Here is a 26,720-nt window from a genome sequence, read left to right on the forward strand (position 1 = left end):
CTTACTAAGCTGAACAGAGAACTTATTCCTCATCCACTATAACAACGTCAATCAGCGGAATAATCGCCTCGGGCTCGCCCTGACTGCGGGTAAGTACAAACGATGGCAATGGATTCTCGTGCAGCCCATTCACGGATTCACAGATCTGAGTATACAAATTCATATGTAACATCTCACCTTCACCCGCCACATCAATAACAGGCCAATCGTTCTGAACACAGGCAGGCCAATAAGCCAGTTCGTTCGCCGGTACGATACTTAACTGCTGAATGGATGGATCAATATGGTAGATCCCTTTCCGTTCAGGTTCATCGCCCAGCTTGTCCACGGCAAGCATTCGAGCGGATGGCTGGTCTGGTGCAGAATAGAGTGAGTAACACCAGGGAGTCACGCCCCAGGCGATCGCCATTAGACCTTCTTCCAGCAACGTATCCGACAGTTCCCCTTCAGCAAATTGTTCGATCAGATTATGGTTACCTGGTCCAATCAATTCCTCCACACGCTTAGCGAGCCGAGGCAGGTCAGCGAGAATGAAACCTCCTCTGCCATAGGAATCAAATACATGATGGTTCCTAGTCCATACAGGTTGAGTTGGCAAAGCTAACGACGCTGCTTCTGCCGGGAAAAGTGATATATATACGGTGATAACCTGCGCATACTTAACCATTGCAAGTTGTTCAGGTTCGAGCGCACCCTCAGCAATACGAGGTGTTTTCATATGCAGGGAGATTCGAAGTTCGTATTCCCCTTCTGCCAATGCTGACCAACCCAGATTAACAGGCTGTTCCACGCCTTCAATAGAAGCAATCGAAATCGTGCTATCCGTTTTCAGGTCAACAGCATATTGTACGTATGCCAGCTCCTGACCATAGATGATATTGGCATCTTGACGATCGACGGGTGATTCCAACGGTTGTGCAATGACAGATACTTTACGACCATCCTTCATGAGACGCTGCGGATCAATATCGAACTGCAGGTCATCTGCACCTCCTGGTTGTGAAACAACTAATTTCGCCTCTGCTAGTACGGATGAGTCAGCTAGTGCAAATCCAAAAGCTGCATTTTGATGATCTGAATTCGTATGTAATGGTGTGTTCATGATACATCCCCTCTCTTATGTCTGATGGCATGTCACAACCCCAAATATATTTCATATTTGGCTTAGCCGCAACCCCGGCTCCTTAATTATATCGGTCATACCCCTTATTACTTACCCATATATGAAGAAAATCCCAACCTTCCTCTGCTGTAATCCCCCTTTATATTTCTATAAAAAAAATCCCCATCCCGCCTCGCCTGAGCGATACGAAATGAGGAAAATGGAAAATATTCTCGGATGAAGATGTTCCCGTCTTGTCTACTTATCCTTCGATCGGAAAGCACTGGAGATCCGGCGTGCCGGATTTAGATGACTGTAATGACGTCCATACGCAAAGTAGATGATCAATCCGATGATCAACCAGGCAAAGAATGTAATCCATGTAAGCGCTGCAAGGCGTGTCATCAAGTATACACAACCCAAGGCACTCAGGATTGGAATCAGTGGCACAAGTGGAACGCGGAAGCCGCGTTTGAGATCGGGGTTATTTTTGCGCAACACGATAATACCCAGACTTACGACTGCAAATGCAAACAACGTTCCGATGTTCGTGAGCTCCGCCAGATGTCCCAGTGAGATGAACCCGGAGAACAGAGCCACGATAATGCCTGCAACCCATGTTCCAACCGCTGGTGTTTGGCTCTTACCACTAATTTTGGAGAAGACCGGAGACAGCAATCCGTCACGAGACATGGAATAGAGCAGACGTGTCTGACCATACATCATGACAAGCAATACCGTCGTAATGCCCGCAATCGCTCCAAGGGACACAATCCATGACAATCCCTTCAATTGAACAAATTCAAATGCAAACGCCACCGGATCACTTACGTTCAACATGTTATACGGCACGATGCCTGTGAGGATCAACGATACAACGATGTAGAGAACCGTACAGATTGCCAGTGACGCGATGATGCCAATTGGCAAATCCCGTTGTGGCCGCTTGACCTCTTCTGCCGCAGTGGAGACCGCATCAAATCCGATGTAGGCAAAAAATACTGTCGCTGCTCCTGCAGTTACACCGGAGATGCCAAAAGGCAAGAAAGGCTGCCAGTTGGTTGGCTCTACATAGAAGACACCTACACCAATGAAGATCAGCACCACGATAATTTTAATCGCTACCATGATGCCGTTCGCACGAGCCGCTTCCTTCACCCCTCTTGTCAGGAGAAAGGTAATAATTAAGGTAATGACCGCAGCCGTGATGTCAAAATAGGTTCCCTTTTCCGGGCTGAACGCACTCGTTAGCGCATGAGGTAACTCCAAGCCGAATCCGGATAATAACGTTTGAAAATAGCCCGACCATCCGCTGGCTACCGCCGCACTCGCGAATCCATATTCCAATATCAGATCCCATCCCAGAATCCAGGCAATCACTTCGCCAAAAGCTGTATAGCTGTAGGTATACGCACTACCCGATGCAGGTATGCTTGATGCAAATTCTGAGTAACATAATGCCGCGAATGCACAAATGATACCTGCGAGCAAAAAGGACAGTACAAGCCCCGGGCCTGCATACGTTGCAGCAGCTACTCCCGTCAGCACGAAAATCCCTGTACCAATTATGGCACCTACCCCGAGTGTGGTTAAGTCCAATGGACCAAGCGCCCGTTTCAACGCACTGTTGTTATCACCCCCGGAGGCAATTGGTTTTTTACGGAATAGTGAAGATCGCGGTTCGTTGTTACGCATGGTCATGTTCCTCTCATCATGAATCTTGAATGTGTTATGGATGTAATGGAGATTGGATGGTTTTCCATCTGTTCTATGAAAAAGTCATTTGTTCTATCTTATCGATCACCTATAAAAAACTAGCAGATTCTACACGTTATCGCGTTGCTTGGTTAAATTTATTTTGAGAGATCACTTATTTTGTTCTTTTTTCGCGAATATTATCATGATCTGTTGCACGTGGATGAATATGAAAATGGATTTAAAACAAAACTGCGTATAATTTATGTTATGCGCAGTTTTTATGAGTCTTAATTTCTAAGAATTCTCTCTTTAATACTCTGTTATATGAAGTTAAGCAAAAGAGAGCTCTTTTCGTCTTTTTCCGCTGTCTCTTTCTACCTTATCCTGTCTAATTCGACGATCCGAAGGCACGTTAAAGAGCCACATAGCGTTATGCGGCCCTTCATTTCGTAATATAGATAGTGGTGTATATGAGAACAATTCACGAAAAAGTAATTCTCTCCGCGTCTGACATCCGGTATTGGGATAACAAATAATCTTTGCTCTGCATCGCCGCATGGCGGATTGCGTCCAGATCAACATGCAACAGCTTCCCATCTCGCTTCACGAGTCTGCCTGCCACAAACACCGTATCGACATTGGATGGATTGGCAAATTGCACGACAGCACCGATCGGATCATGGACGGGGAACAGATTCAGATCGGTGGTGCGAATCATGATCAGATCTGCTTCCTTTCCTGGGGTCAGCGTTCCAACCTTCTGCTCTAGTCCCAATGCTTGAGCACCAGCTGAAGTTGCAAATCTCAGCACTTGGCTGGACTGCAAATTCAACTCACCAGGCATCTCACCCTGCTGCAGAAGTTGTTCATTAGCTCTAGATCGTTCCGCCTGAAGTGCAAACTTCATCTGGGAAAACATATCTCCGCCTGTGGACGTCACCACATCTACACCTAGTGTAGGGGTTCCTCCATGTTCTAGAAAATAGCCAGTTGCCGGATATCCATGACCCATCATCATTTCAACCTCAGGTGTGACCGACAGAGAAGCGCCGCTATCGGCCAACATTTTATATTCATCCATGCCCATGGTGTTACCATGAACGATATTCACTCGTGGACTTAACAGGCCTGCTTCATACAAGTGACTAATGGAACGATCCACCGATCCCCAACTGCCAAATCCGGCATGCATGGAACAGATTGCATCCAGTTCTTGGGCCAGCTCGATCTCCTTCACCGTTGTATCCCAATGACTGAACTCCGGACCACGAATGGCAAGCCCATAGGTAAGCAATTGATCCCGTGATGAAAAATACCGTTCTTTGACTCTTCTCACATCATTCGAATACGTGAGTTGGCTATCCCTATTCCAGTAGTTCGTCTCACCAGGTACTCCATGAGCAAATACCGCCCGAATCCCGGCATCCTGAAGTCCACGAATCAATTCATCCGTGTGCTCGGGGGAATAAGGCATGCTCCAATCCAACACTGTCGTCACTCCTGCGTTAAGCGCTTCCAAGGAACCGAGCAGATTGGCAATATAACTATCCTCTGGACGGAGTTTGCTTCCCATTGCACCATAATAGAGATTTTGCAAATAGACTGGCAACGACCAGTTGGTTCCCGCTGTTTTGACAAGTGATTCCCACACATGCCGATGCGTGTCCACCAGCCCAGGCATAATAATCATGGATGAAGCATCAATTACCTCCGCATCCGGAATATCAAGGTCGGGCTGGACCGCCGTGATCAGTGAATCCTGGATCAGGACGTCCGCCCTTTTATACTGTCCAATTCGAGCATCCATCGACAACACACAGCCATTTTTCAACAGATAACTTGTCCGCACAAGACACATCTCCCATCTGATTTGGTTTGAAAGACGATCATATCCTGCATACGAATCCGAACGGCTTCTGACTGTTTTTTCGCTAGTATATATACATGATATAGTTATTGTTAATATTTATCAATTTTGGGTTATTCGTTTCGCTCGAAATCTTCTGACTTTCATCAAGTTCCCGCACATCTTATCATCACAATACTTCTGTGTTCTGCTTCGGGTGTCATCATAAAACATCCAGCGGCAATCCGAATTATCACAGATCCGAATCCTGCCCGCTTCTCCCTCCACCAAAGTCACAGCAAAATCAGCAGCTACCTCAGCCATAACCTGATGCCAATGAACTTCTGTCGGAACAAGTTGAATTTGTAATTCCTGATTCATTGAGGTCAATCTTCTTCTTATCGTTCCTGCTTCCATAACAGAGTTCAACCATTGTCTTTCCTCATCTGTTAATGATGCTCCGGAAGAGACTCGAGCTCCCAAGGTCAGCAATCCATCCCTGAAATTTCTGATCTCCAATTCATCCTCAGATGATGCGGGTACAGGAGCTTGCAGCTTCCATCTAACCAGAAAGTCTCGCTGCCAGTCTGCCTTCCCCAGCCTGTCCTCGGATCGATCTCCCCCACGCCAATCGTGATAATCACTGTTTACAAAATCGGTCCATAGTCTGTCCATATGTGCCTCCGTTTTATGTAACCATCTTAAATCGAAAAAGATAGTTACACTCATTCCTTGTTGTGTTATATTAAGTGTAACCTCAATAAGCAGTTTTAGCTAGTTACACCAACCATAATAGCATTCAAGGAGGAATAAAGGCATGACGAAAACTACAGCATTAGATGTGTTACTTATTCAAAAAGATGAAACCTGGGATCAGTGTAATTGGATTGTACCTTTGTCCAAATCCCTGGAAGGTCTTACAGCAGTACAAGCAGCCTGGGCTCCGCCTTCAGGAGGATTAAGCATCTGGCAGTTGGTTAACCATATGTATTATTACAACCATCGCTTATTATGTCGCATGCAAGGTAAGGAACCTACCCTTCCCGCTGTAGACTCCAATGAATACACGTTTGGGAATTCTGGAGATGCAACGGACGCAGAAGGATGGAATACACTGCAACAGGGTACAACTCGATTAGCTCAACAGTTGCGAGATCAATTGGCGGCGCTGCAGGAGTCAGATCTGGAAGCTACTTATATGGACTCTGAAGAGAAGTGGGCACACGAACTTGCCCGCTGGGTACTCCATGATGCGTATCACGCAGGTCAGATCGTGCTTCTTCGCAGACAGCAAGGGAGCTGGAATATCATTTTCTGAAAAAAATGCTTGAACTGCTAGCGCTTACAGGAATAAGATGAACTTATTAATGTTACAGCTTGTTCAACACACTATTAATTGAATAGGATCTTCGGGGTAGGGTGCAATTCCCAACCGGCGGTGATGTTCTTCGGAACCAGCCCGCGACTCGCTATATGTTCTTAACGAAGGACATATAGCGACTGACTTGGTGTGAATCCAAGGCCGACGGTACAGTCCGGATGAGAGAAGATCAACACATTGACATGCCGTTCACGGGAAGGCCTCTTTCCTGACGCATGTCCTTGGATGAGCCCCCGTTTATTTGGTATATACCAAAACGGGGGCTTTTGTCGATTTTGCCAACTGAAGATTCCGTGTTCTGACGAAGGAGTCCTGAATATGGAAAAGACATCATCAGCATCAGCGGTTTACCGGAAGGAACGAAGTAATACCGGATTCTGGCTTGTTGTTCTCGGCGCCGCCCTATGGGGTGTGGATCCACTCTTCCGCATTATTTTGCTTAATACAATGACATCCACACAGATTGTACTGGTGGAGCATATCATCGTCAGTCTTATAGCCATTCCCGTGCTATGGAAATTCCGGGCTGATCTGAAGAACTTGCGCGCTCGCCACTGGATTGCCGTGATCTTTATCTCATGGGGTGGTTCAGCACTCGCAACAGTATTGTTCACCATGGCCCTTACACATAACGATCCCAACACGGTACTTTTATTGCAAAAAATGCAGCCACTGTTCGCTATCGTTCTGGCTAAGCTGTTATTGAAAGAGACATTGCCTCGTCGCTTTGGCGGACTGTTCTTCATTGCACTTGCAGGAACATATTTGCTAACTTTCGGCTTTACACTGCCACTAGGTAACTGGGACAACTGGATTCATGCAGGTAGCCTGTTATCCCTTGGGGCTGCTGCCTTATGGGGAGGTTCAACCGTAATGGGCCGATTGATGCTGGGACAGGCGCGTTATGAAACGGTCACCTCTCTTCGCTTCGTCGTTGCTCTCCCGCTCCTGATCTTTATGACGTGGAACGAAGGTGCGCCGTGGACGTTTCCATCTGGAACGGGTGAACAGACTGCTGTCATCCTCAACATTCTTGGCCAGGCATTGTTACCAGGTTTGCTCAGTCTTCTGTTATATTACAAAGGTCTATCGTCGACCAAAGCTTCTGTTGCAACTCTCGCGGAACTGAGCTTCCCGATGGCAGGTGTGTTGGTGAACTGGATTGCTTTCCGTACGCTGATTACATGGGAGCAGCTGCTTGGCTTTATTTTGATCTGGGTTGCCCTCTTCGCCATTTCCAAACAGCAGGAACGATCATCAACGGCGTCCGATGCGGCACCGAAGCTTCGTACAGAGTAAGTGGATGTTTTATTAAAGGTTTATCAAAGGATCAAATAAAACATGAAAGCACTGCACATCGAATTCGATGAGTAGTGCTTTTTTTCTCTTCATTACTCGATACTCGATCATTTTTGTCTTTTATCTATTCCGGTGGTACGATGACATATGGAATAACAGATGAACTATATTCAGAGAGGAACGATCATCATGTCTTCATTCTCATATACCTCCTACGATGCGGTAGGTTTGGCTGAACTGATCCGATCCCGGGAAGTATCTCCGGTTGAATTGCTGGAGGCGGCATTTGCACGTCTTGAAGAAGTAAATCCGCAGCTTAATGCGGTTATTCGTACATATGAAGCTCGTGCGCGGCAAGAAGCGGGCTTGGTTCACCCTGGAGAACAACCTTTTGCCGGTGTTCCCCTGCTTCTGAAAGATATTTCCCAATCCTTGGAAGGTGAATTTCTAACCTCAGGCTCACGCCTGTTCAGCGAGCATCGTGCATTGCGCAGTTCTAATTTTGTCTCTCGACTGCGTGATGCCGGCTTTATCATTATAGGACATACCAATACGCCAGAATTTGGTTTAAAAAATATTACCGAGTCCCGTCTTCATGGTCCAACTCGCAATCCATGGAATATCAATCACTCCCCAGGTGGGTCAAGTGGCGGTGCTGCCGCGGCAGTAGCTTCAGGGATTGTCCCGCTTGCCGGAGCCAGTGACGGAGGCGGTTCGATTCGTATCCCGGCTTCCTTTAGCGGCTTGTTTGGATTAAAACCAACACGCGGACGGACACCTGTGGGGCCTGGAGTTGGTCGTCAATGGCAAGGCGCATCCATTGATTTTGCCCTGTCCCGCTCGGTTCGGGACAGCGCCGCCCTCCTTGATACTTTGCAAGTCATTCAGCCTGAAGCTGCGTTTCATGCTCCACTATTTCCAGGCAGTTACTTGGCAGATATGAGCTATCCTCATCAACGCAAACTGAAAATTGCGTACACAACAGATTCACCTGTAGGTACACCCGTCAGCGCAGAAGCCAAAGAATCTGTGCACAAACTCGTTCGCTGGTTGGAAGACCAAGGGCATCTTGTTGAAGAAAAGCTGAGTCCGGTTAACGGAGTCCGGTTGATGGAGAACTACTATATGATGAACAGTGGAGAAATGGCGGCAATGATCTCTTCCATGGAACGTTCCATGGGCCGAATTCTTACCTCAGATGATATGGAGATTGAATCCTGGGTTCTGGCTGAAGCTGGCAAAAAGGTGTCCGCTGCGGAATTCGTGCATAGTCTGGCTGAATGGGATGTTGCCGCTGCTCAGATGTCCACTTTGTTTGAGCGTTACGACTTCTACGTCACACCCGTTAATGCATTTTCTGCGCCCAAAATTGGAGAGTTAACACCTCATGATGAACAGATCCGTAACCTGATGCGGATCAGCGAACTGGACAAGACCCAGCAGCAACAACTCATCTATGAGATGTTTGAGCCAAGTCTTACGTATACTCCGTTCACCCAGCTTGCGAATTTAACAGGCCAGCCTGCGATAAGTGTGCCTTTGCATATGACACCAGAAGGTTTGCCAATGGGTGTTCAGGTGATGGCAACCAAGGGACGTGAAGATTGGTTATTACATCTGGCTGGACAGCTTGAAAAGTCAGAATTATGGATCGGGATGAATGGTAACCCACTTTTTCCAGTCTAAAAATACACGTTGCACTCCCACCAGCAGACCTGTTCTGCTGGTTTTTCCCTTTTGAATAACAAGATAAAATAGTTTAGATTCCTTTTAGTTTACATAATAAATATGATGTTAATAAAATCGATATAACATCCTCCATTCCCTGTTCAGTGCATAATTTTATAGAATATAGGCGATCATAAGTTGGTGGTAAATTAACCTACTGGAGGGAAATCAAATCATGGGTATTCTAAGTGGCAACCCCAAGAACGAGCCGATGCATTATGGTGAAATCTTTAGTGTATGGCAATGTTCCACAATAGCCAAAGGCGCTGTGTCTTGCTATCAAGCTTATATGAGTCATGCAGGTGATAAAGATTTAAAAAAAATATTGGAAGACCTGCTGGACCAAGCCAAACTCGAAATTAAAGAATGCGATACACTATTGACTGAAAATGGTATTGCCCCTGCACCAACACTGCCGGAAAGACCACATGTAGAGTTTGAGGATATCCCGGCTGGCGCAAGATTCACAGACCCTGAGATTGCTGCAAAAGTAACAGCCGATACATCCATGGGTCTGGTTGCTGCAAGCCAAACGATTGGGCAATCGATCAGAGAAGATATTGGCGCGCTATTCGCCAAATATCATGCGACGAAAACAGCTCTTGGCCTCCGAATTCTTCAGATGAACAAAGAAAAAGGTTGGCTTATTCCCCCACCGCTTCAAGTCAAAAGACCGGATTCAGAATAGAGTTCATTGGACGACGTCTAACAATATGTTGTAGTGAATTGAAGAGACAAAGCAGGAGAAGCCCCCATTCTTCTGCTTTGTCTTTTTGTTATTTTACTGTTTAATTTCCAATGATCAGGTTAATAAAATTTTGAATTCATTCAGAAATTTAAAACATTATTGGAGGGAATCATATGTTTCGACATCAGAAAGAGTTGCAATTTGAAGTCAAAGTAGATCGTCCCGATCCCATGCTTGCACGTCAGGTTCAAGAAGTGTTGGGAGGACAATTTGGCGAAATGACCGTCATGATGCAGTACCTTTTTCAGGGATTCAATTGCCGAGGTGAAGAGAAATATAAAGATATGCTCATGGATATTGGCACCGAAGAAATTGGACATGTCGAGATGCTCTGCTCATTGATCAGTCAGTTGCTGGATGGTGCTACTCCTGAGGAACAACAACAAGCCGCTGAGGATCCTGCGATAGCTGCAATTATGGGCGGTATTAATCCGCAACATCTGCTCGTCAGTGGTCTTGGTGGCTTACCAACCAACTCAAACGGTGTTCCGTGGAATGGTTCGTATATCGTGGCAAGCGGTAACTTGCTTGCAGACATGCGTTCTAATTTGCATGCCGAGAGTCAGGGTCGCCTTCAGGTAGCAAGACTGTACCATATGACAACAGATGAGGGCGTACGGGCTACTTTTCGTAAAATGTTAGCACGTGACCGTTATCACCAGTATCAATGGATGGCAGCTATTCAGGAACTGGAGGAAAAAAACGGAGTCGTTGTTCCAGCTTCTTTCCCTCCAGAAGCCGAGCAAGAATCTCAGCCACAGGCCTATGAATTCTGGAATCTCTCCGAGGGAACTGAATCCGCCGAAGGTTTATGGGCTACAGGAAGTGCACCTGATGGAAGCGGAGACTATGTATATATCTCGAGCCCTGTTCCAAAGGGACAGATACATGAGCCCGTTATCCCTGCCACAGAACTTCACCATGACCTGGATATGAAATCAACAGACAAGTAAAGCATTAATTTCTTTTTTTTAAAATATTTTGAATTAATCCTGTTTATATGCTTTATAGCAGGGTACTAACATAATAGAATAATCAATTCTTGGAGGTGCTTAATGATGGCAACTAAGGAACTTGCATTACATGAGAAACTCGAAGTACATGAACTGCTAACCCTCAAAACTTCGTGTGCTACCAAAGCCGTAACGATGCTGGAACTGGTAAAAGACGACAAACTAAAATCCTTAATCGAAGAAGATTTGGACAACTCTTCCAAAGCTATTGAAGAATTAAAATCCCTATTAAAATAAGGAGGTTTCTCTTATGACTACGACCAAAACGAAAGAAATGCTCGTTAAAGCCGTTGCTCCCATGGATGATTTGGCTATTGCCACCGATATGCTCCTCTCTGCTAAGTCAGCGGTACGCACCTATGCGATAGCTCTTACCGAAACTGCAACCCCCCGAGTTCGGAAAGTCCTTAAGGCTCAATTGGATACTGCAATTGAAACCCACCAAAAGATCGCAGACTATATGATCAAAAATGAGATGTATCATCCCTATAGTATAGAAGAGCAAGTTGAACACGATTTGCAGAAGTCAGACATGGCGTTAAAATTGTTGGATGATAACTAATGGTTAACGCTTAAAAACGACTCAGTTTACGACTGAGTCGTTTTTTGATTCCAGAGCATATTGCACTTATATCTTCCACTAGTTTTCTTCGTTTTTCTGCATACCTTTCTTTCTCAATAGGATGACAACCAATAGTAAGACGGGTAAAAAAATCTGAAATACAGGAGAACTATAATTCAACGTGAATCCTCGCCCGATCTCAATATGTTCTGTAAATGTCGGTGATAAAAAAGACAACCCATATAGAACAAGCCCTACTGGAAACACCCATGTCTTATAGTTCGCTCCCGTTACTCTTTCGAGTCCAATCACGGCTCCATGGAAAAATGCAGCCATTTTAATACCCAATCCGAGGAACAGGAGTAAAGTGAACAAGGCATCCATCCGCTCGAACACTTCTGTCAAATCGATTAATTGTACTGTCTCCAAAAGCGGGAGTGTGCTGTAGGCAGCAATCTGAGGACCCAAGACAAAAATGACAAGTTGATTAATAAATGTTAAAGCGAGAGCCGTTAGGATATAGGCGATGATCACCGCTCTATTAAGATTCCTGCCTTTGTGGGCATAGGGATAAAAGACCAGGAATAAGACAACCTGCCCGAATGGAAAGGATACGATCTCCGGAAAAGCAGCTTGGAAAATCGGCTTCCAGCCATTTTCCAACACGGGCAAGGCTAGTTCTGAGTGAAAAAGACCTGTAGTGGGAATTAAGAAACTGATCAACGCATAGCCCAGCGCCATGAGCGGAAACAGAATCATACACATGAGAAACAGTACACGATATCCATATCGTACCGTGTTGGATATGACGACAATGGTGATCAAGCTTATGATCCACATGGACGTTCTGTTCAGTAAGGTCAATTCAGTGACTTCACTGAGGTCACGTAAATTTCGTGAAGCCTCATAGGCGAAATAACCTACAAATGAAAGGCTTACGATTGTCCCTAGTACTTTTCCCATATAACGGCGACACAGAAGAAACAAATCCAATTCAGGTTCCTGATGATGAATAGCCAGATGAAGGAGTAGTAACACCAAGCCACCAGCAGCCCCGGCGAGCATGGCTAACCATGCATCCTGTTTGGCATCTCCACCTATCAGAAACAAGGTTGTACTGCCAACTTCAAATAAGGAAAGACAAACAGCCAATTCGGATACGCGAAGCTCCCTAGACAATTTCATGATTGAACCTCTCCTTGGTGTTAGTCTTTCTGTTCGCCAAGCAACTTGCTGAAAGAACCTTGAAGCAGACCTACTCGTTCCAAAGTTACGTTTACGTTTATGTTAATATCCATCTGTGCCAATTCACTAGACCAGTTGTCTTTTAGAACTTTCCACTCTTTGGGATGTCTTTGATGTATTTTGTTCGCGATCCCCAACATATCGACATGAAGCCGCTGGTTCCCTCTCCATCCGTCCAATATCTGTGCTTGAATGACTTGTTCAGCCTGTCGCTGCAATTCATGAATGGTATGTGTTCTAACTATATCCTCACCAGATGTGCTCTCATCCAGCTCAGCGTCGACCTTTGCATCTACCTGAACAGCATAATGAAGCCCCTTTTTCACAGGAAAGACCTTAACTTTTGCTTTACGCACAAGAAAAGAGTTAACCTCCCCCTTTGCACCTTTATAGGTCAAGTTAGTCCAGTTCACCCTGTCTGTCAGCCAGGTGATACCCATACTTTCTTTTTGGTTCAACATCCCGATCTTTTTATCTTTGAGAAATACACTTAACCCTTGAAGTCTTAAATTCCCGGGTATTGATGTCTCCTTAAAAATATCAATTGAACTCTGTTTGTTATCGCCCAGTGTATCTGTTGTAACACCAGGAATCCCGGCAGATCCACTGTCTGAAGTGATCTTCAGACCAACCTCATGGATGTTCATCACGGGATAGTACGACCCTTTTTCATTATTTCTCTCCAAAATCTCGGATAAAGCACGGCCTGGCTGTTTTTCTGGAGGAATCAATTTTTTGAGATATTCTTTTGCCTGACCGTCTGCAATAATAAGCTTGGCAGATTCCCGAGCACCAATATTTCGATAATAGTGATCCATGATCTCAGCAATCCCATATCTCGCCGCTTCTTCACCAATCAGAACGACATGGGTATGTGCAAAATATAATCTTTTGGGATTCTCGACGCTGCTTTGGGCAACGGCTTCCCGAATCGTTTTGCCTTCTGATGAAAATGTGTTTACGGGCGATTGAGATCCACCAGACGACGATCCAATTGAACTGCTCGCTGGCGGTACAATAACCTGATAGGTAATGATCCACTTTCCATTTTTTCGGTCAAATCCTGTTGCCGTTGTGATGCCCAAATCATTTAATTCTGTGCGATTTCCACAACCAGCAGTAATCAGTCCGACCACGAGTAATATTAATATGGACTGCAAGCGAATCATATAAATCGCTCCTTATTCGTTCTCAGCTTCATTAATACGGTCTACAATGTTATCCGATCCTGACGGGTATTGATGAGGGGCTTGTCTAGTCTTATTTGTATTCGACTTCTCATCAGGTCTAGTCTTCATAGCCCACCAGGGTACTCTCAACCACAGATCTTTCATATTTGACTTGAAAAACGGACTGTATGGCATCAGATAGTCAACGCCAAATGACTTCAGCGATACCAGGTGTGCAAGTAATGGGACGGCTCCGGCCAATATGCCGTACAGCCCCAGCGTACCTGCCAGTACCATAAACGGAAATCGTAATAGCCTTACTGCTGTGGCCATACTGAAATAGGGTATAGCAAAATTCGCTATTGCTGTAAAGGAAACCACAATGACCATTACGCCTGAGACCAATCCCGCCTCTACCGCAGCTTGTCCGATGACCAATGCACCAACAATGGAGATTGCAGGTCCAATGGCTCGCGGCATTCGCACTCCAGCTTCACGAATGACCTCGAACGTAATTTCCATAAGCAAAGCTTCAAGTAATGCCGGAAAAGGGACCCCTTCCCGTTGTGCGGCCAAGGTGACCAGTAACGTAGTTGGTATCATTTCCTGCTGGAATGTAGTTAGTGCGATGAAAGTCGAAGGCAGCAACAAAGATACGAGGAAACAGATTAACCGTATAATCCGCAGAAAGGTAGAGATATCATAACGCTGATAATAATCCTCGGGCGTCTGAAAGAAATTAAAAAAAGTAACAGGTGCAATCAAGGCAAATGGCGTACCATCTACCATAATGGCTACTTGACCATCCAGTAGACTGCCTGCAACCGTATCTGGTCGCTCCGTATTGATCATGGTCGGAAAAGGCGTAAGCGGTGCATCCTGAATAAATTCTTCTATGTAACCACTCTCGAGTATACTATCTGTGTTAATGCCATTAAGACGTTTGGTAACTTCTTCAATGACTTGTGGCTTGGCAATACCCTGGATATAAGCCAGTGCAACTACTGTCTGGGTGTACTCTCCAATGGTATGCATCTGGAATTTCAAATCAGGAGTCCGTATTTTTCGTCGAACAAGGGTAATGTTGGTCGTAAGCTCCTCTGTGAATCCTTCCTTTGGCCCTCTGACCACCGTTTGGGACGTGGGTTCCTCTACAGATCTTCTGGCTCCTCCGGCGATAGGTACTGCCAGAACAGTCTTTATATCATCAATAAGTATAACGACGTGGCCTGTTAACAAAGCCTCATAGATAAGTTGCGGCGAATCTATATTTCGGATATTACCTGAGGGTAAGTTTCTTTTCACTAACACATCTCCCGGTTGATCTCCCGGAAGGGGATTCGTATTCATCCATTGAATGATATTGTCCATAAGTTCAACCAACAGTGTAGAATCTGTTAACCCTTCCATGTAACATACAGCCAGGGCAGTGCCCTTCCCCTCTACCATAGGAAACTCACGAACTACAAAATCAGGACTATACTCAAATGCCTTGATAATACTGTTAAGTTTATCTTCTAGCGAAATATCCAGACTTTGTGAATGCTGTGTTGGTTTATTAAATGTTTCTCCTTTCTTTTGTGATGTAAATACTTCCTTTATCCAACGTATAAGCACACAATCACCCCCTCTATTTGCGACTAATATGGATCATTTGTTCAAAAAGTATACATCCACGAATAATCATGTCCTATAAAACCAATGTGAAGAATATGCTGTTACAGTATGGGAAGGAGGACAATCTTATTTATATTATGTTAGGTTATGTGATCCTGGGGCTATCACTTTCAGCCCCTATTGGACCCATCAATGCTGCTCAATTGGACAAGGGTATTCGAGGTGGGTTCATGCCTGCCTGGTTTGTTGGACTAGGAGCCATCGCAGCTGATATCATTTACATGCTGCTGGTGTATTTCGGCATCGTACATCTGCTTGAACTTCCGTTTGTAAGGGTATTCCTCTGGATGTTTGGTTGTTTTGTACTGATCTATACGGGTGTGGAAAGTATTAAAAATGCAGGAACCCTTGCCGCTTCTCAAATGAGAGGAGATGATTCGGAGCTTGCCAAGTCATTTCTTCAAGGATTCCTGATGTCTCTGTTTAACCCTCTTTCCATCATGTTCTGGCTAGGCATTTACGGCTCTGTTCTGGCGAAGGCTGTAAATGACTCTCCTATGGATCAATTGTTGATCTATAGTGGAGCTATCATCTTTGGCGTACTTCTGTGGGATCTATTCATGGCGACTGCCGCGAGTTTTTTTCGCAAATATCTCACTTCTACTGTGCTTAAAGGAATTGCTCTCATTTCCAGACTGTCTTTAGTCGGTTTTGGCTGTTACTTTGGATTTAAAGCCATACAATTTCTCTTCTTTATTTGAGTTTGTTTTTTTTGCGTAGCCGAATACCCGTGATGTGATAACTGCTTATATCCACAGAACGCTGCTCATTTTCTTCACTTTCATCCTTCTCGTCATTTGATGATGTATTGGTCGCAGGCTTCTTCTTGCGAATCCGTTGTACAATGACGTCACTAATGGCAATGAGAGAGACAAGCAATAAGCTAATATAGAACCCTGGTCTGCTGAGTGCATGAAAAAGCGTTCCTGTGACTGCAGTAGCGATCAACAATAAGCCAATCCAGCGTTTAATTACATCGAACTTGCCTGATTTCAACAGTTTACCGGAGGATAACAAAATAAACGACCAGTTGTACAGAAGCATCAGACCAGCTGCAGTCGTGATGTATTCATATACTTTGCCTGGGAGTAAGAGAGACATGATGATCGTACCAACTAACCCACAACCAATGAGGGACAAGGCAAATAACGGATACTTCGTTTTCCACTTTCGAGAAAATAACTGCGGGGCGTCTCCCTCCTGAGCGAGGGTAATAATCATAGACGTCACCGCATAGAGCGAAGCTGTCATCGTTGAAAATCCGGCTACAATGAGCACCCCGTTGAACAAATGTGGGACAAAAGCAAGGTGATCACTACTGAGTGCCAGTACAAATGGACTCTCCTTGGGATTGAATGCATTCAAAGGAACCATGATTAACGCGAGTCCAATGGATACAACATATACGGTGGAAAGCGCAATGAGCATGACTTTTCCTGCTTTTGGGGCATCCTCCGGTTTTTGAAGCCGATATGACATAATGCCAAGCACTTCAATACCTCCATAGGCATAGAACGCAAAAAGAAACGCAGACCACAATCCGATGCCACCCTTTGGAAAAATCGCTGCCATATCCAGCGGTACTTTGTGTTCATACTTGGTTCCCCCAATCCATCCTGCGAGAAGAGCGATGGCAAGCACCAAGAACATGATGATGGCTGCAATTTTAATGATAGCCAGTACATTTTCAACCCGGTCAAATCCCTTGTTACCGAAGAATACAATACAAAGACCTACAATTCCGAATCCTGCAGCAAAGATCCAGAGCGGAACAGACGGAAACCAGAACCTGGAGAAAATGGACAATGCGGTTAGCTGACTCCCCATAATGAGCAACTCCGAAAACCAATAGAACCATCCGCTAGCAAAGCCTGCCCAACTTCCAAAGGCTTTCTTGGCATATGAGCGAAAAGATCCTTGTTCCGGATGGTCCGCTGTCATTCTCGCGAGCGCATCAAAAACTACATATGTACCCAAGGCCGCCAAGATATAGGCCAGCAGCACAGCTGGACCACCAATCGAGATCGCAAGGCTGGAACCCAGAAAATACCCTGTACCAATTGTTCCTGCCACACCTAGCAGACTTAATTGCCACCATTTCAGTTTCTTTTCTTCTGTAGCGTTAGTCGATGCTTTACTCATGTTGTCATTCCTTTTCTGTATCATTTTAGGTCACTAAAGGTAGCCTTCCCAATCCACAGCGAATCATGTTCATAAATTAATCCTTATTTCAGACAAACTGGATATATTGAATAATTCTTGAGGCCTCATTAAATAATACACGAGTACATCAAAACACATAGGAGGTTTTACACATGAATCAGTTCTCTCAATCGCAGCAAATTACGCAGTTGGCTCAACAACTTACACAACAAACACAGCAGGCTTCGATGCAATATCAACAACTACTTAGACAAGAACAAAGCAACGCTCAACAACTTGAGCAATTGGCACAACGCGAGCAACAAGCTGCACATATGATCCAGACCGCACTGCAAGGACATCAAACCGCCATCCAGCAATTACAACAAATCTCCAATCTTGCACAACAACTTGCACACTCATCTTCACAGCACGTATCTTATCTTGAGCAGCCATACAACACTCCCAATATCTCAACTAATGGTCAATCCTTTGGTTCGTATTCGAATCAAAACCGCCCGCAATAACATTTTCATGTAACACATAAAGGAACCCAGCTTTGGGTTCCTTTTTTATTCGTTGCAAAAAAAGAGAGCACAAGTGTCTCTTTTTTCGTCATTACCTTGAGTTTCATACCCGTCCTATACTATAGAGTGCTTGTTCATACTTGATGTTCATTCTTTATGCATTGAGATCATGTATCCCTGGGCTATGCTCATTTGGAAGTTCAGGCATATAAGGAAGTGGATATCCTTGTGGGGGATCGATTACCTGCAGTTCCCCACCATTACGACTTGGCGTTTGACCACTGAAAATCTCAGCGATGCGTGTATTGTCTAAACGGAAATTAAACTGCGCATTGTGGAAGCCCATATCTACATATTTCCGGCATTCGGGATATTTATTAATGTCATAGTTGGGAATCGGGAATATTTTGCCCCAATTCACACCCAGGGTCTCCAGTGCTTTGGCAAATGCATTTTGATGCGCATTATCACGAACAATCAGGAAACCCAGCGTTTCACGGAATGCTTTGTTGGTACTCATTTCATATATTCTTGATTTTTGCAACACACCCGTAGACTCCAACACAATATTATCAAGTAAGTTGCTTACCAGATTCCCATGATCGTACACATAGTTTCCAAGCCATGGATTACCTGCAGCATCAACAGGCAATGAGCTCTGAGCCCCCATGATGTAATGATGCGGGTTGGCATGTTTAATCGCTTCATCCAATGGAGCACCGTCGACCCCTGCATCTCCCGCGCCCTCTGCACCGGCTCCCGTTAATAACTGATTAATGGTTTGTTGCACCAGTTCAATATGGCTTAATTCCTCAAGAAATACACCACGGATCAGATCTCTAAACTGCGTGGCGTTGCCCCGAAAATTACTGCTTTGAAAGAAAAATTGCATCATCGTCCGCATTTCACCGAATTGACCGCCAAGCGTCTCTTGCAATACTTTTGCTGCCGCGGGATCAGGCTTGTCTGGTACGATCATATTGATCAGGTCTTCACGATAAAAAAACATGGTTTTCCTCCATTCTGAATTAACTTACTATTCTAGTTTCTGTTCCCTTCCTAATTTTATGTAAACCAGCCGTTAACAATCTCTGGTATTGGCTCCAACCTCATAAAACAAATAGAAGTGCATGAACTAGAATAATGCATTCTGTTAATGAAAAGGGAAACAGAATATATTCTGTTTCCCTTTATCTATTTTGAATACATATTCTTATGGCATAAACGGTGGCATATCAGCTGAACTTCCTTTTCTTAGAACCTCAGGTGGGGTATCAAAAATATACGGCGGAGCTGGCGGAAGTTTAGGCGCAGGTGCCAAAGGCTGAGGATGCTGAACATATTGGAAAGTACCTTGCCCATCCATACTTGGACCGTGAGCCCACCGTCCGGTTGCGCTCTCATCACCACGAGAGAAGTTAAAGAGAACATACGCCACATCTCTCTTCTCAAGTTCTTTCGGGAACGTACTGGGCACAACAATTCCTTCTTTTTCTTCAAGTTCTCTTATCGCTGCAATCCACTGATTCTGATGCATGGTATCCCGAGCCAGCAACCACGACAACATGTCTTTCACACCACGGTCATTGGTCATTTCGTATAGTCTGGCAACTTGAAGTCTGCCTTGAGATTCTGCAGCTAGATTATGTCTGAAATCAGCCAATAAATTACCACTTGCTATTGTGTACTTGGCATTCCAAGGATACCCATTACTATCGGTTGGGGCTGCTCCAAGTCCGCTTACAATGGCGTGTTGTGGATTACTCCCACCGAGTATCGCATTAATAACTGGATCTTTGGCAGCTGCTTCTAGTGTGGTTAATGGAGCATTGTCCAGCAAGCGAGCAATCATCGTAGCCAGCATCTCAACATGAGCGAGTTCTTCGGTTCCCGTATCCATAAGAAGGTCCTTATATTTCCCATCTCCACGGACATTCCAGCCCTGAAATAAATACTGCATGGCTACGGTAATTTCGCCGAATTGTCCTCCCAGTACTTCTTGTAGTTTTCTGGCGAACACGGGGTCGGGTCGATCCGGCTTAGCATGATATTGCAATTCCTTGATATTAAAAAACAACACATCACCTCATCCGTTTTAGATAAGTGATATGTATGTGTATTACATCGATCACTTGCATGTCTCATTAACAAAAATAAGTTGAACTGTCACCATTTTACCCTTGGGTTATATCCTATAGATAAAGGAGGACTGTTCATGTCGTTGTTGTTTTCATCTTCTGAGATTGAGAATGAGGAGATCCCTCTCGAAGCCTGGAAAAGAGATGCTTACCGTTTATTTTCTTCCAAAATGAGTGACCGGGAGACTCGATTCCCCTGTATTCCAGCTACACAGGCCTTCGCCCTGGGTCACCTCCGATACGGCTTTGTTTCTAATTTGGGAGACGAGTCTGCGGAACGTAATGTATCAGACATACTCAAGGAATATGGAGATTCCTCTCTTTCATTCGGAGAATACTCTTCATTGATTTTATTTTTTGATAAGGAAAAAGAGGTTCGGGATGTATTGGCCTACGAAAAAGCCTTCTGGGATTTATTAAGCCAGATTAGACACTTGGATAACAAGCCTTGGCCAAAAGATATTCCAGAAGACCCGGAGCATCCCATGTGGGAGTTTTGTTACAATGACGAACGGTATTTTGTCTATTGCGGGACGCCCGCCCATGTGTCACGACAAAGTCGCAACTTTCCTTATTTCATGTTAGCTCTAACACCGCGCTGGGTACTCGATATATGGAACGCACAACCTCAGAAAGTTGCAGCGATTGCACCGAGAATCCGCTCACGCTTGGCTGCCTACGATACCATACCCGCACATCCTGAATTAAAGCAATATGGATCAGAAGACAATCTGGAGTATAAACAATATTTTTTGCGCGATGACGATACCGCTCCTTCCAAATGCCCGTTTCTTCGATCCCATCAGCAGGACAACGTAAAGGAATAGCTTAAGTCGATTCTAAAAATACTCTCCTCCGAATAAACTCAATACCACCCATTATAGGAGGAGAGCCCTGTGCTCCATACCTGCTACAACTACATAAGCAACCGGACAAGCCCTATCGAAATAAGAATTCATTACATACGGAAAGGAAATGACAATGGAAATCTATATTAAGTTCGTCCTGATTGGTCTCGCCATTGCCATGCCAGTTGGAGCAATTACTGTAGAGATGACCAAGCAGGGATTGAGAAATGGGTTTATCCATGGATGGGCTGTGGGTCTTGGAGGCATGACAATTGATGCTGGTTTGATCCTGGCCATGTACTTCGGGTTTGCTTCCGTCTTATCTCTTCCTTATGTACAAATTCCACTATGGCTTGCGGGAGCTGGGTTTCTGGCCTTTCTGGGATACGATTCGATCCGGAACTCAGATCTGGATATGGTAACATCAGATAATACCAACGGAAAAATTAAAAAATCGTTCTGGAGGACATACCGCAATGGCTTATTGGTTGCTGTCTCCCCTGGTAATCTTATTTTTTGGATATCTGTTTTTGGTGTTGTATTGTCCGATTCATACCAATCTACCGGTAAGCTGAGTTTTATCATTGCAGCATTTGGCGTACTGTGTGGAATTCTCATTCATGATCTGGGTCTGCTCTCCATTGTATCTGTGACACGAAAAGTAATGAGCAAAAAAATGATACAAGCAGTCTCTGCCATGGCTGGAGTCCTTTTGCTGGGTTTCTCGTTCTACTTTTTATATAAATTTATATTGGCCCTGTGGCTTCTATTTCAGTAGATTTTTTCGAGAAATTAAGGTTGTTCCTTCTGAAAAAGGGACAACCTTTTCTTTAATTCCTTTCACATACGCTGCTGCAGGTACTTTCCTGGAATATCTAATTTTTTTGTTAATCAGAAATCATTTGACTTTCACAGTGAAGGATGGCAGTTCATTTAGTCGCGGGGCGTGCTGAATCGTATCTAAAGGTAGGTAGTAACAGCGGTGTGCGTTGTTTTTTTCTATTATGAATTTTTCATATGTTGAAATATTATAGTGATGACGAATTAACTTTTAGTGCCAACACAGTTATCGTTTATCGTTGTCTCGAAATTAAAGTAGTTTGCTTAAGACGATTTGGACATTTTACGAAATAGTTAGAATGTTTGGTTATTGTGAATTTTTCAGATGTTGAAAATATAAGGTTGATGACAAAAAAGGAAGCTGCCTATAGGCAGCTTCGCAAAATTAAAATCCATTTGGCAAATGCAAAGAATCAGGTCCGGCCAGTCCAGTCTGGTCCGGCGATTTCTTTCCATCGAGCTCTTATCTCATCATACAATTCCTGTGGAAGTACGCCTTTAGCAATAAGGTCGGCATTTTGCTGCCAGCGATTTGGCTTGGCTGTTCCTACAATAGCGGTGTCTACACCTTCTGTACTTAGCGTAAACCGCAGTGCTGTTTCCACCGCTGCCTGAGCATCTTCACCGAGGAAACCATAGTTAAGTTCACTTAAGCGTTTCCAGTAAATGAAGGGATAAGCCTCTTCCGAAAGTGTTTCATACGTCCAGGCCGCATTGGCAATAGGTCTTTTGGCGATTACACCCATGTTTCGCTTTCTCGCCTCAGGCAAAGTCAGTTCAATCGCTTCCTGATCTGCGATATTTAGTGACGTCTCCAGACTGTCAAATACTCCGGTCTGAATCGCATATAGCGCATCCGTTGTATCCCCACTGTATCCGATAAATCTGGTTTTCCCTGCTTCCTTGACACGCTGGAGCACTTCAATAACCGCACCTTGTCGAAGTACTTCTTCTGAACAACTATGCAAATGGATAACATCCACATAGTCCGTTTTCAACCGTTTCAGGCTACGGTCAATCGTTTGCTCCAGCACTTTGGCATCCCAATCCGGACCTTCGATCCCGGCAGCATGTCCACATTTGGTGAACAAATAGTAGTCATCACGCCGATGTGACAGCACCTCACCAATTAACTCCTCGCTGTCACCGTAACACTCAGCCGTGTCAATTACGTTTAATCCCGCATCCAAAGCACTATTCAGCAATGTCTCTACATCCGATTTGGATACATTTTTGCCTATTTCCGCTCCGCCGAATCCAAGTGTACTTACGTTCATGCCCGTGTTTCCGTAAATGCGCGTTTCCATGGTTATCTTCCTCCAAGTTCAGTGAATTGGGTACAGATAAATAGAAATACAGATTAACATCCCTTATGTTATTACCCATGTGTAGGTAATACCACCCACTTTTTCAATCCACTCATTTAAAATCCATAGATGGACATTCCACCGTCAACCAATAACGTCTGACCCGTTATGTATCCTGCTGCATCTGATGCCAGGAATACGACCGGCCCTACCACTTCTTCCAGTTCTCCCACTCGCTGAAGCGGTGTACGACTTACAATCTCCTGCAGATACTGGGGATCATCCAGCAGTTTTTCGGTCAGAGGTGTTCGGAAATACCATGGCCCTACTGAATTGACACGGATTCCATACTTCCCCCATTCCAGTGCGAGCACTTTGGTCATATGAATTAATGCAGCTTTGGTTGCACCATATACAACCCCTGTCCGCAGAGCCGTATGCCCGCCTACAGAGGAGATGTTGATGATCTTCCCAGCCCCACGTTCTTTCATATGCTGACCCGCCAACTGTGAAGCGACGAATGCCGACTTCAGATTCGTCTGCATGATCGTCTCCCACTGCTCATCCGTAACTTCAAGTGCTGGTGTCCGGATGTTCATCCCCGCGTTATTCACCAGGATGTCCAGACCGCCCATCTCCGAGATCGCCTCTCGAAACGTCTCTTCCAGTTGTTCTCTTGATGTCACATCCGCAGTTAGAGCGAGCGCTTTACGCCCTGTCTGTTCATAGATGTAGGCAGCTGTCTCCTCAATTTCTCTCATCGTTCGAGATACAAGTACAACGTCACTGCCTGACTGGGCAAGTCCAATTGCGATTGCTTTTCCGATCCCTCTTCCTGCACCTGTCACCAGTGCTGTCTGTCCATCGAGATGGAATGTAGGTACGTTCATGTTACTCACTCCTTCTTCAGATTCTTTATTTCAGCATTCATGTAGAATGCTTTATATGTAAGTGAAGCTTGATTGGAATCAGGTTACAAAATACTGGCTTGGATTGCCCAGTTCCGGATGGAACTTCTCTCGAAAGCGTCCTCCCGTATATTCCCCTATAATTTTTCGCCAGAACGCCTGGGCAATGACATTGTTCCGAACCTGAGTCACTTTCCATCTCCCCGGAAAACGTTTAAACAATTCATATGCTGCCCGAGTGCCCACTCCACTGCGCCGATATTTTTGCATGACAAAAAATTCAGTCAAATAGTAATCATTATCCTTACTTCCAGGCTCTATTTTCTCCACCAGAGCAAATCCTGCAGGTGCTCCATCACTTGTAATCAAAAAAGGGAACTTACGGTCCTCCTCTGTCCAAAAGGCTTCCAGACCGGGATATTCGGGGAAAATACCGTTGCGATCAACATCAATATTTAGATACTTGGTAAAATCATATAGATAAAATTGCATTAAATGCCGAATCACCTGACTGCGTTCCCGGGGAACCAGTTCTATTTGCATATTCATCCGGTTCACCTCCTCTGTTCTACGTATACTGATTACTTTAAAGGTTTACGCGCTGAAGGGCAAGAAGCGTCCGCTACCTTCTTCCTACTTCAGTGAACAAGCTGTGAGCATGTAAATTATGGTACACTAGAGCATAGAATATTAATTTCATATGTTTTTCACATGGAGGTGCCGAACTTGACCAACGTGCAAAAAGAGATCGATCGACGCAAGCTGGATGACAAACTACCTTCCATGCCTTGGTTCGTTCAGCAATTTATGGACTATAAGCTGCCTGATCTGTCCCCCTCTACCCTGCTCGAATATATAAGAGATTACGAAGCTTTCTTCGGTTGGTTGCGAGCAGAAGGACTGTCCGAGGCAAGCTCTAATAAAGAAGTTACGTTGTCTGAACTGGAAGTCCTTCGCATGGATTCAGTTACTGCCTATCGGTTATTTCTCACAACCAAGCGAGAAGGAACCAATTCGAGAGTTACCGTCTCTCGCAAGCTCTCTTCCCTCCGCTCCCTTTTTCATTACCTGAGCCAGATTGCGGAAGATGAAGATTTCTACCCTCTGCTGAAACGAAATATTATGGCCAAAATTGAGATCAAGCGTACCCATAAACCCAAGGACACTGCTGCCAAACTCAAAGGCAAAATTCTGGAGGAAGAGGAACTTCTCGAATTTATTGGATACATTCTTGAAGGTTACGCTGTCGATATGGAGAAGAACAAGCAGGCGCTGTATTCCCATGAACTTAACAAAGAACGTGATGCCTGTATTGCCAGCCTGATTCTCAATTCAGGTTTACGGGTGTCGGAAGTCGTGAATCTAAACGTCGATGACCTCGATCTGAATAATAAGCTCTTGTATGTCTATCGCAAAGGTAACAATGATGAGACGTACAAAACACCTGTTTATTTCAGGGAACAGGCCAAGGACGAACTCGCGACCTATATGAATCTGAGGCAATCACGTTACCGTACGCCCAAGCGGGAGAAGGGTCTGTTCATTGCATTGCGAAACGGAGATTCAGAAGGCAGCCGTATGACCAAAAGAGCGATCCAGGCCATGATCATGAAATACGCCAAACGTTTTGGCAAACCTTATCTGACCGTGCATAAATTACGCCACTCATTCGCTACTGACTATTATCTGCAAAATGATATCTATAAAACGAAAGAGCAGCTTGGACACGCTTCTACGGAAACGACCGAGATCTATGCTCACCTTACCGACAAAACGATGTCCGAAGCCATCGAACGTCGTACAGAAGACGGGATGTAACACGCTGAACGAACGAAAAGCAGCAAACCGCATCAAGGATTTCGATCCGAGAAAGGTCTGCTGCTTTTTTTATGGATTCTTAAGGAGATAGAATGATATCTGTCGCCAAAGCAATGCTATAAATAATTTAAGTTTACATAATATAAATTATGTTTATCATGTTAAGTCTATCATCAACATTAAGTACTTACTTACCCTTGTCCATCTCTAACAACGATTTAGCTATGTGTTCGGGTTCATGAACCGAGAACCACGTTATGTCTCTGCTTACAATGCCCGGCTCCATTACTTGATCTGAAGGTAACCATGAGATCATCCCCACTACCCCTTCAAGGCGGTCAATTAGATTCAGGTCTTTTTCTTCTCGAACCATCACGAATTTGGGATAAGAAGCCTCTTTGAATCCTTCAATAACAATCCAATCATACCCGGACAGATGGCTCAGCATATCCTCCAGCCTGGTTGCCTGTCGTTCCATAATTGCTGTTCGTTTCTCCGACATGACAATGACCGCCGAGGCCCCTGCCTCCCCAAAACAATACGAATCCGTTCCTTCTTGATCCATCTCAAAGTGGTCGTGTCCATCATGCTTAATCGCCGCTACCTTAAGTCCCATAGAGAAAAAGTGCTCGATTATCGCGGCAGTCATGGTCGTTTTGCCTGTGTTCTTGTAACCAACAATCTGTATAATATGTGGTTTTGTTTCACTCCATATACTCATCTA

26 protein-coding genes and 1 riboswitch are annotated in these 26,720 nt (G+C 44.7%); of the genes, 12 read left to right on the top strand and 14 right to left on the bottom strand.

Going from position 1 to position 26,720, the window contains the following annotated elements; genetic code table 11:
- Positions 1 to 22: 22 nt before the first annotated feature.
- The 4 genes from WFI24_RS02715 to WFI24_RS02730 all read right to left on the bottom strand — a co-directional run bounded on the left by WFI24_RS02715 (position 23) and on the right by WFI24_RS02730 (position 5,321).
- Entirely contained in the window at positions 23 to 1,102 is a 1,080-nt protein-coding gene (locus WFI24_RS02715; RefSeq protein WP_336758559.1) for a hypothetical protein, read from the bottom strand.
- Positions 1,103 to 1,360: 258 nt separating this feature from the next.
- Positions 1,361 to 2,797, bottom strand: coding sequence for an amino acid permease (locus WFI24_RS02720; RefSeq protein ID WP_336758560.1), 1,437 nt, complete (start codon positions 2,795 to 2,797; stop codon positions 1,361 to 1,363).
- A gap of 484 nt (positions 2,798 to 3,281) precedes the next feature.
- Positions 3,282 to 4,649 carry an amidohydrolase family protein gene (locus tag WFI24_RS02725; RefSeq protein WP_442956184.1) on the bottom strand — a complete coding sequence of 456 codons (1,368 nt, stop codon included), beginning with the start codon at positions 4,647 to 4,649 and terminating at the stop codon, positions 3,282 to 3,284.
- Positions 4,650 to 4,769: 120 nt separating this feature from the next.
- Complete coding sequence (locus WFI24_RS02730) at positions 4,770 to 5,321, bottom strand: CGNR zinc finger domain-containing protein (protein WP_336758564.1); 552 nt, start codon at positions 5,319 to 5,321, stop codon at positions 4,770 to 4,772.
- A 142-nt stretch (positions 5,322 to 5,463) separates the two neighbouring features.
- On the opposite strand from WFI24_RS02730, the gene WFI24_RS02735 reads away from it, so the two are divergent.
- The 7 genes from WFI24_RS02735 to WFI24_RS02765 all read left to right on the top strand — a co-directional run bounded on the left by WFI24_RS02735 (position 5,464) and on the right by WFI24_RS02765 (position 11,377).
- On the top strand, positions 5,464 to 5,964 hold the full coding sequence (locus WFI24_RS02735; protein WP_336758566.1) for a DinB family protein: 501 nt from the start codon (positions 5,464 to 5,466) through the stop codon (positions 5,962 to 5,964).
- Positions 5,965 to 6,047: 83 nt separating this feature from the next.
- Positions 6,048 to 6,201: riboswitch (FMN riboswitch) on the top strand.
- Positions 6,202 to 6,345: 144 nt separating this feature from the next.
- Positions 6,346 to 7,326 carry a DMT family transporter gene (locus tag WFI24_RS02740; RefSeq protein WP_336758568.1) on the top strand — a complete coding sequence of 327 codons (981 nt, stop codon included), beginning with the start codon at positions 6,346 to 6,348 and terminating at the stop codon, positions 7,324 to 7,326.
- Positions 7,327 to 7,515: 189 nt separating this feature from the next.
- The gene (locus tag WFI24_RS02745; RefSeq protein WP_336758570.1) at positions 7,516 to 9,012 is read left to right on the top strand and encodes an amidase; all 1,497 of its coding nucleotides are present in this window, start codon (positions 7,516 to 7,518) and stop codon (positions 9,010 to 9,012) included.
- A 217-nt stretch (positions 9,013 to 9,229) separates the two neighbouring features.
- Positions 9,230 to 9,742 (top strand): DUF3231 family protein, encoded by a 513-nt coding sequence (locus tag WFI24_RS02750; RefSeq protein WP_336758572.1) that lies wholly within the window; start codon positions 9,230 to 9,232, stop codon positions 9,740 to 9,742.
- A gap of 173 nt (positions 9,743 to 9,915) precedes the next feature.
- Entirely contained in the window at positions 9,916 to 10,755 is an 840-nt protein-coding gene (locus WFI24_RS02755) for a manganese catalase family protein (protein WP_336758574.1), read from the top strand.
- Positions 10,756 to 10,857: 102 nt separating this feature from the next.
- A complete protein-coding gene (locus WFI24_RS02760; RefSeq protein WP_336758576.1) occupies positions 10,858 to 11,052 on the top strand; it encodes a spore coat protein in 195 nt (64 codons plus the stop codon).
- A gap of 13 nt (positions 11,053 to 11,065) precedes the next feature.
- Entirely contained in the window at positions 11,066 to 11,377 is a 312-nt protein-coding gene (locus WFI24_RS02765; protein WP_145321989.1) for a spore coat protein, read from the top strand.
- A gap of 78 nt (positions 11,378 to 11,455) precedes the next feature.
- Here WFI24_RS02765 and WFI24_RS02770 read toward each other — a convergent pair whose 3' ends face one another.
- Genes WFI24_RS02770 through WFI24_RS02780 form a run of 3 tightly spaced genes read right to left on the bottom strand, consistent with a single transcriptional unit; the run spans position 11,456 to position 15,408 of the window.
- The gene (locus WFI24_RS02770) at positions 11,456 to 12,562 is read right to left on the bottom strand and encodes a GerAB/ArcD/ProY family transporter (protein ID WP_336758579.1); all 1,107 of its coding nucleotides are present in this window, start codon (positions 12,560 to 12,562) and stop codon (positions 11,456 to 11,458) included.
- A 20-nt stretch (positions 12,563 to 12,582) separates the two neighbouring features.
- Complete coding sequence (locus WFI24_RS02775) at positions 12,583 to 13,791, bottom strand: Ger(x)C family spore germination protein (RefSeq protein ID WP_336758581.1); 1,209 nt, start codon at positions 13,789 to 13,791, stop codon at positions 12,583 to 12,585.
- Positions 13,792 to 13,803: 12 nt separating this feature from the next.
- Positions 13,804 to 15,408 (bottom strand): spore germination protein, encoded by a 1,605-nt coding sequence (locus tag WFI24_RS02780; protein WP_336758583.1) that lies wholly within the window; start codon positions 15,406 to 15,408, stop codon positions 13,804 to 13,806.
- Between the two features lie 128 nt (positions 15,409 to 15,536).
- Between WFI24_RS02780 and WFI24_RS02785 the strand changes: the two genes are divergently transcribed.
- The gene (locus WFI24_RS02785; protein ID WP_336758771.1) at positions 15,537 to 16,169 is read left to right on the top strand and encodes a LysE family transporter; all 633 of its coding nucleotides are present in this window, start codon (positions 15,537 to 15,539) and stop codon (positions 16,167 to 16,169) included.
- Here WFI24_RS02785 and WFI24_RS02790 read toward each other — a convergent pair.
- The gene (locus WFI24_RS02790) at positions 16,162 to 17,610 is read right to left on the bottom strand and encodes an amino acid permease (RefSeq protein WP_336758584.1); all 1,449 of its coding nucleotides are present in this window, start codon (positions 17,608 to 17,610) and stop codon (positions 16,162 to 16,164) included. The two genes, WFI24_RS02785 and WFI24_RS02790, sit on opposite strands and share 8 nt — an antisense overlap.
- Before the next feature lie 173 nt (positions 17,611 to 17,783).
- Here WFI24_RS02790 and WFI24_RS02795 point away from each other — a divergent pair, with 173 nt between their 5' ends.
- Positions 17,784 to 18,137: an AMP-dependent synthetase and ligase gene (locus WFI24_RS02795; protein WP_145321997.1), complete on the top strand. Its 354-nt coding sequence runs from the start codon at positions 17,784 to 17,786 to the stop codon at positions 18,135 to 18,137.
- A 154-nt stretch (positions 18,138 to 18,291) separates the two neighbouring features.
- Here WFI24_RS02795 and WFI24_RS02800 read toward each other — a convergent pair whose 3' ends face one another.
- Positions 18,292 to 19,146: a manganese catalase family protein gene (locus WFI24_RS02800; protein ID WP_336758586.1), complete on the bottom strand. Its 855-nt coding sequence runs from the start codon at positions 19,144 to 19,146 to the stop codon at positions 18,292 to 18,294.
- Between the two features lie 204 nt (positions 19,147 to 19,350).
- Entirely contained in the window at positions 19,351 to 20,214 is an 864-nt protein-coding gene (locus WFI24_RS02805) for a manganese catalase family protein (protein ID WP_336758587.1), read from the bottom strand.
- Between the two features lie 138 nt (positions 20,215 to 20,352).
- Here WFI24_RS02805 and WFI24_RS02810 point away from each other — a divergent pair, with 138 nt between their 5' ends.
- Positions 20,353 to 21,102, top strand: a complete 750-nt coding sequence (locus WFI24_RS02810) for a YqcI/YcgG family protein (RefSeq protein WP_336758588.1) — start codon at positions 20,353 to 20,355, stop codon at positions 21,100 to 21,102.
- A 154-nt stretch (positions 21,103 to 21,256) separates the two neighbouring features.
- Entirely contained in the window at positions 21,257 to 21,901 is a 645-nt protein-coding gene (locus tag WFI24_RS02815; protein ID WP_336758589.1) for a LysE family translocator, read from the top strand.
- A 475-nt stretch (positions 21,902 to 22,376) separates the two neighbouring features.
- Here the strand turns inward: WFI24_RS02815 and WFI24_RS02820 are convergent, their stop codons facing one another.
- The 3 genes from WFI24_RS02820 to WFI24_RS02830 all read right to left on the bottom strand — a co-directional run bounded on the left by WFI24_RS02820 (position 22,377) and on the right by WFI24_RS02830 (position 24,727).
- The gene (locus WFI24_RS02820; RefSeq protein ID WP_336758590.1) at positions 22,377 to 23,270 is read right to left on the bottom strand and encodes an aldo/keto reductase; all 894 of its coding nucleotides are present in this window, start codon (positions 23,268 to 23,270) and stop codon (positions 22,377 to 22,379) included.
- Between the two features lie 116 nt (positions 23,271 to 23,386).
- Complete coding sequence (locus WFI24_RS02825; protein WP_336758591.1) at positions 23,387 to 24,160, bottom strand: SDR family NAD(P)-dependent oxidoreductase; 774 nt, start codon at positions 24,158 to 24,160, stop codon at positions 23,387 to 23,389.
- Positions 24,161 to 24,238: 78 nt separating this feature from the next.
- The gene (locus WFI24_RS02830) at positions 24,239 to 24,727 is read right to left on the bottom strand and encodes a GNAT family N-acetyltransferase (RefSeq protein ID WP_336758592.1); all 489 of its coding nucleotides are present in this window, start codon (positions 24,725 to 24,727) and stop codon (positions 24,239 to 24,241) included.
- A gap of 162 nt (positions 24,728 to 24,889) precedes the next feature.
- On the opposite strand from WFI24_RS02830, the gene xerS reads away from it, so the two are divergent.
- A complete protein-coding gene (gene xerS, locus WFI24_RS02835) occupies positions 24,890 to 25,996 on the top strand; it encodes a tyrosine recombinase XerS (RefSeq protein WP_145322010.1) in 1,107 nt (368 codons plus the stop codon).
- Between the two features lie 187 nt (positions 25,997 to 26,183).
- On the opposite strand, the gene mobB is transcribed toward xerS, so the two are convergent.
- Entirely contained in the window at positions 26,184 to 26,717 is a 534-nt protein-coding gene (gene mobB, locus WFI24_RS02840; protein ID WP_336758595.1) for a molybdopterin-guanine dinucleotide biosynthesis protein B, read from the bottom strand.
- Between the last annotated feature and the right edge of the window lie 3 nt (positions 26,718 to 26,720).

The organism is Paenibacillus sp. USHLN196, from assembly GCF_037144955.1.
GTDB classification, from domain to species: domain Bacteria; phylum Bacillota; class Bacilli; order Paenibacillales; family Paenibacillaceae; genus Paenibacillus; species Paenibacillus xylanexedens_C.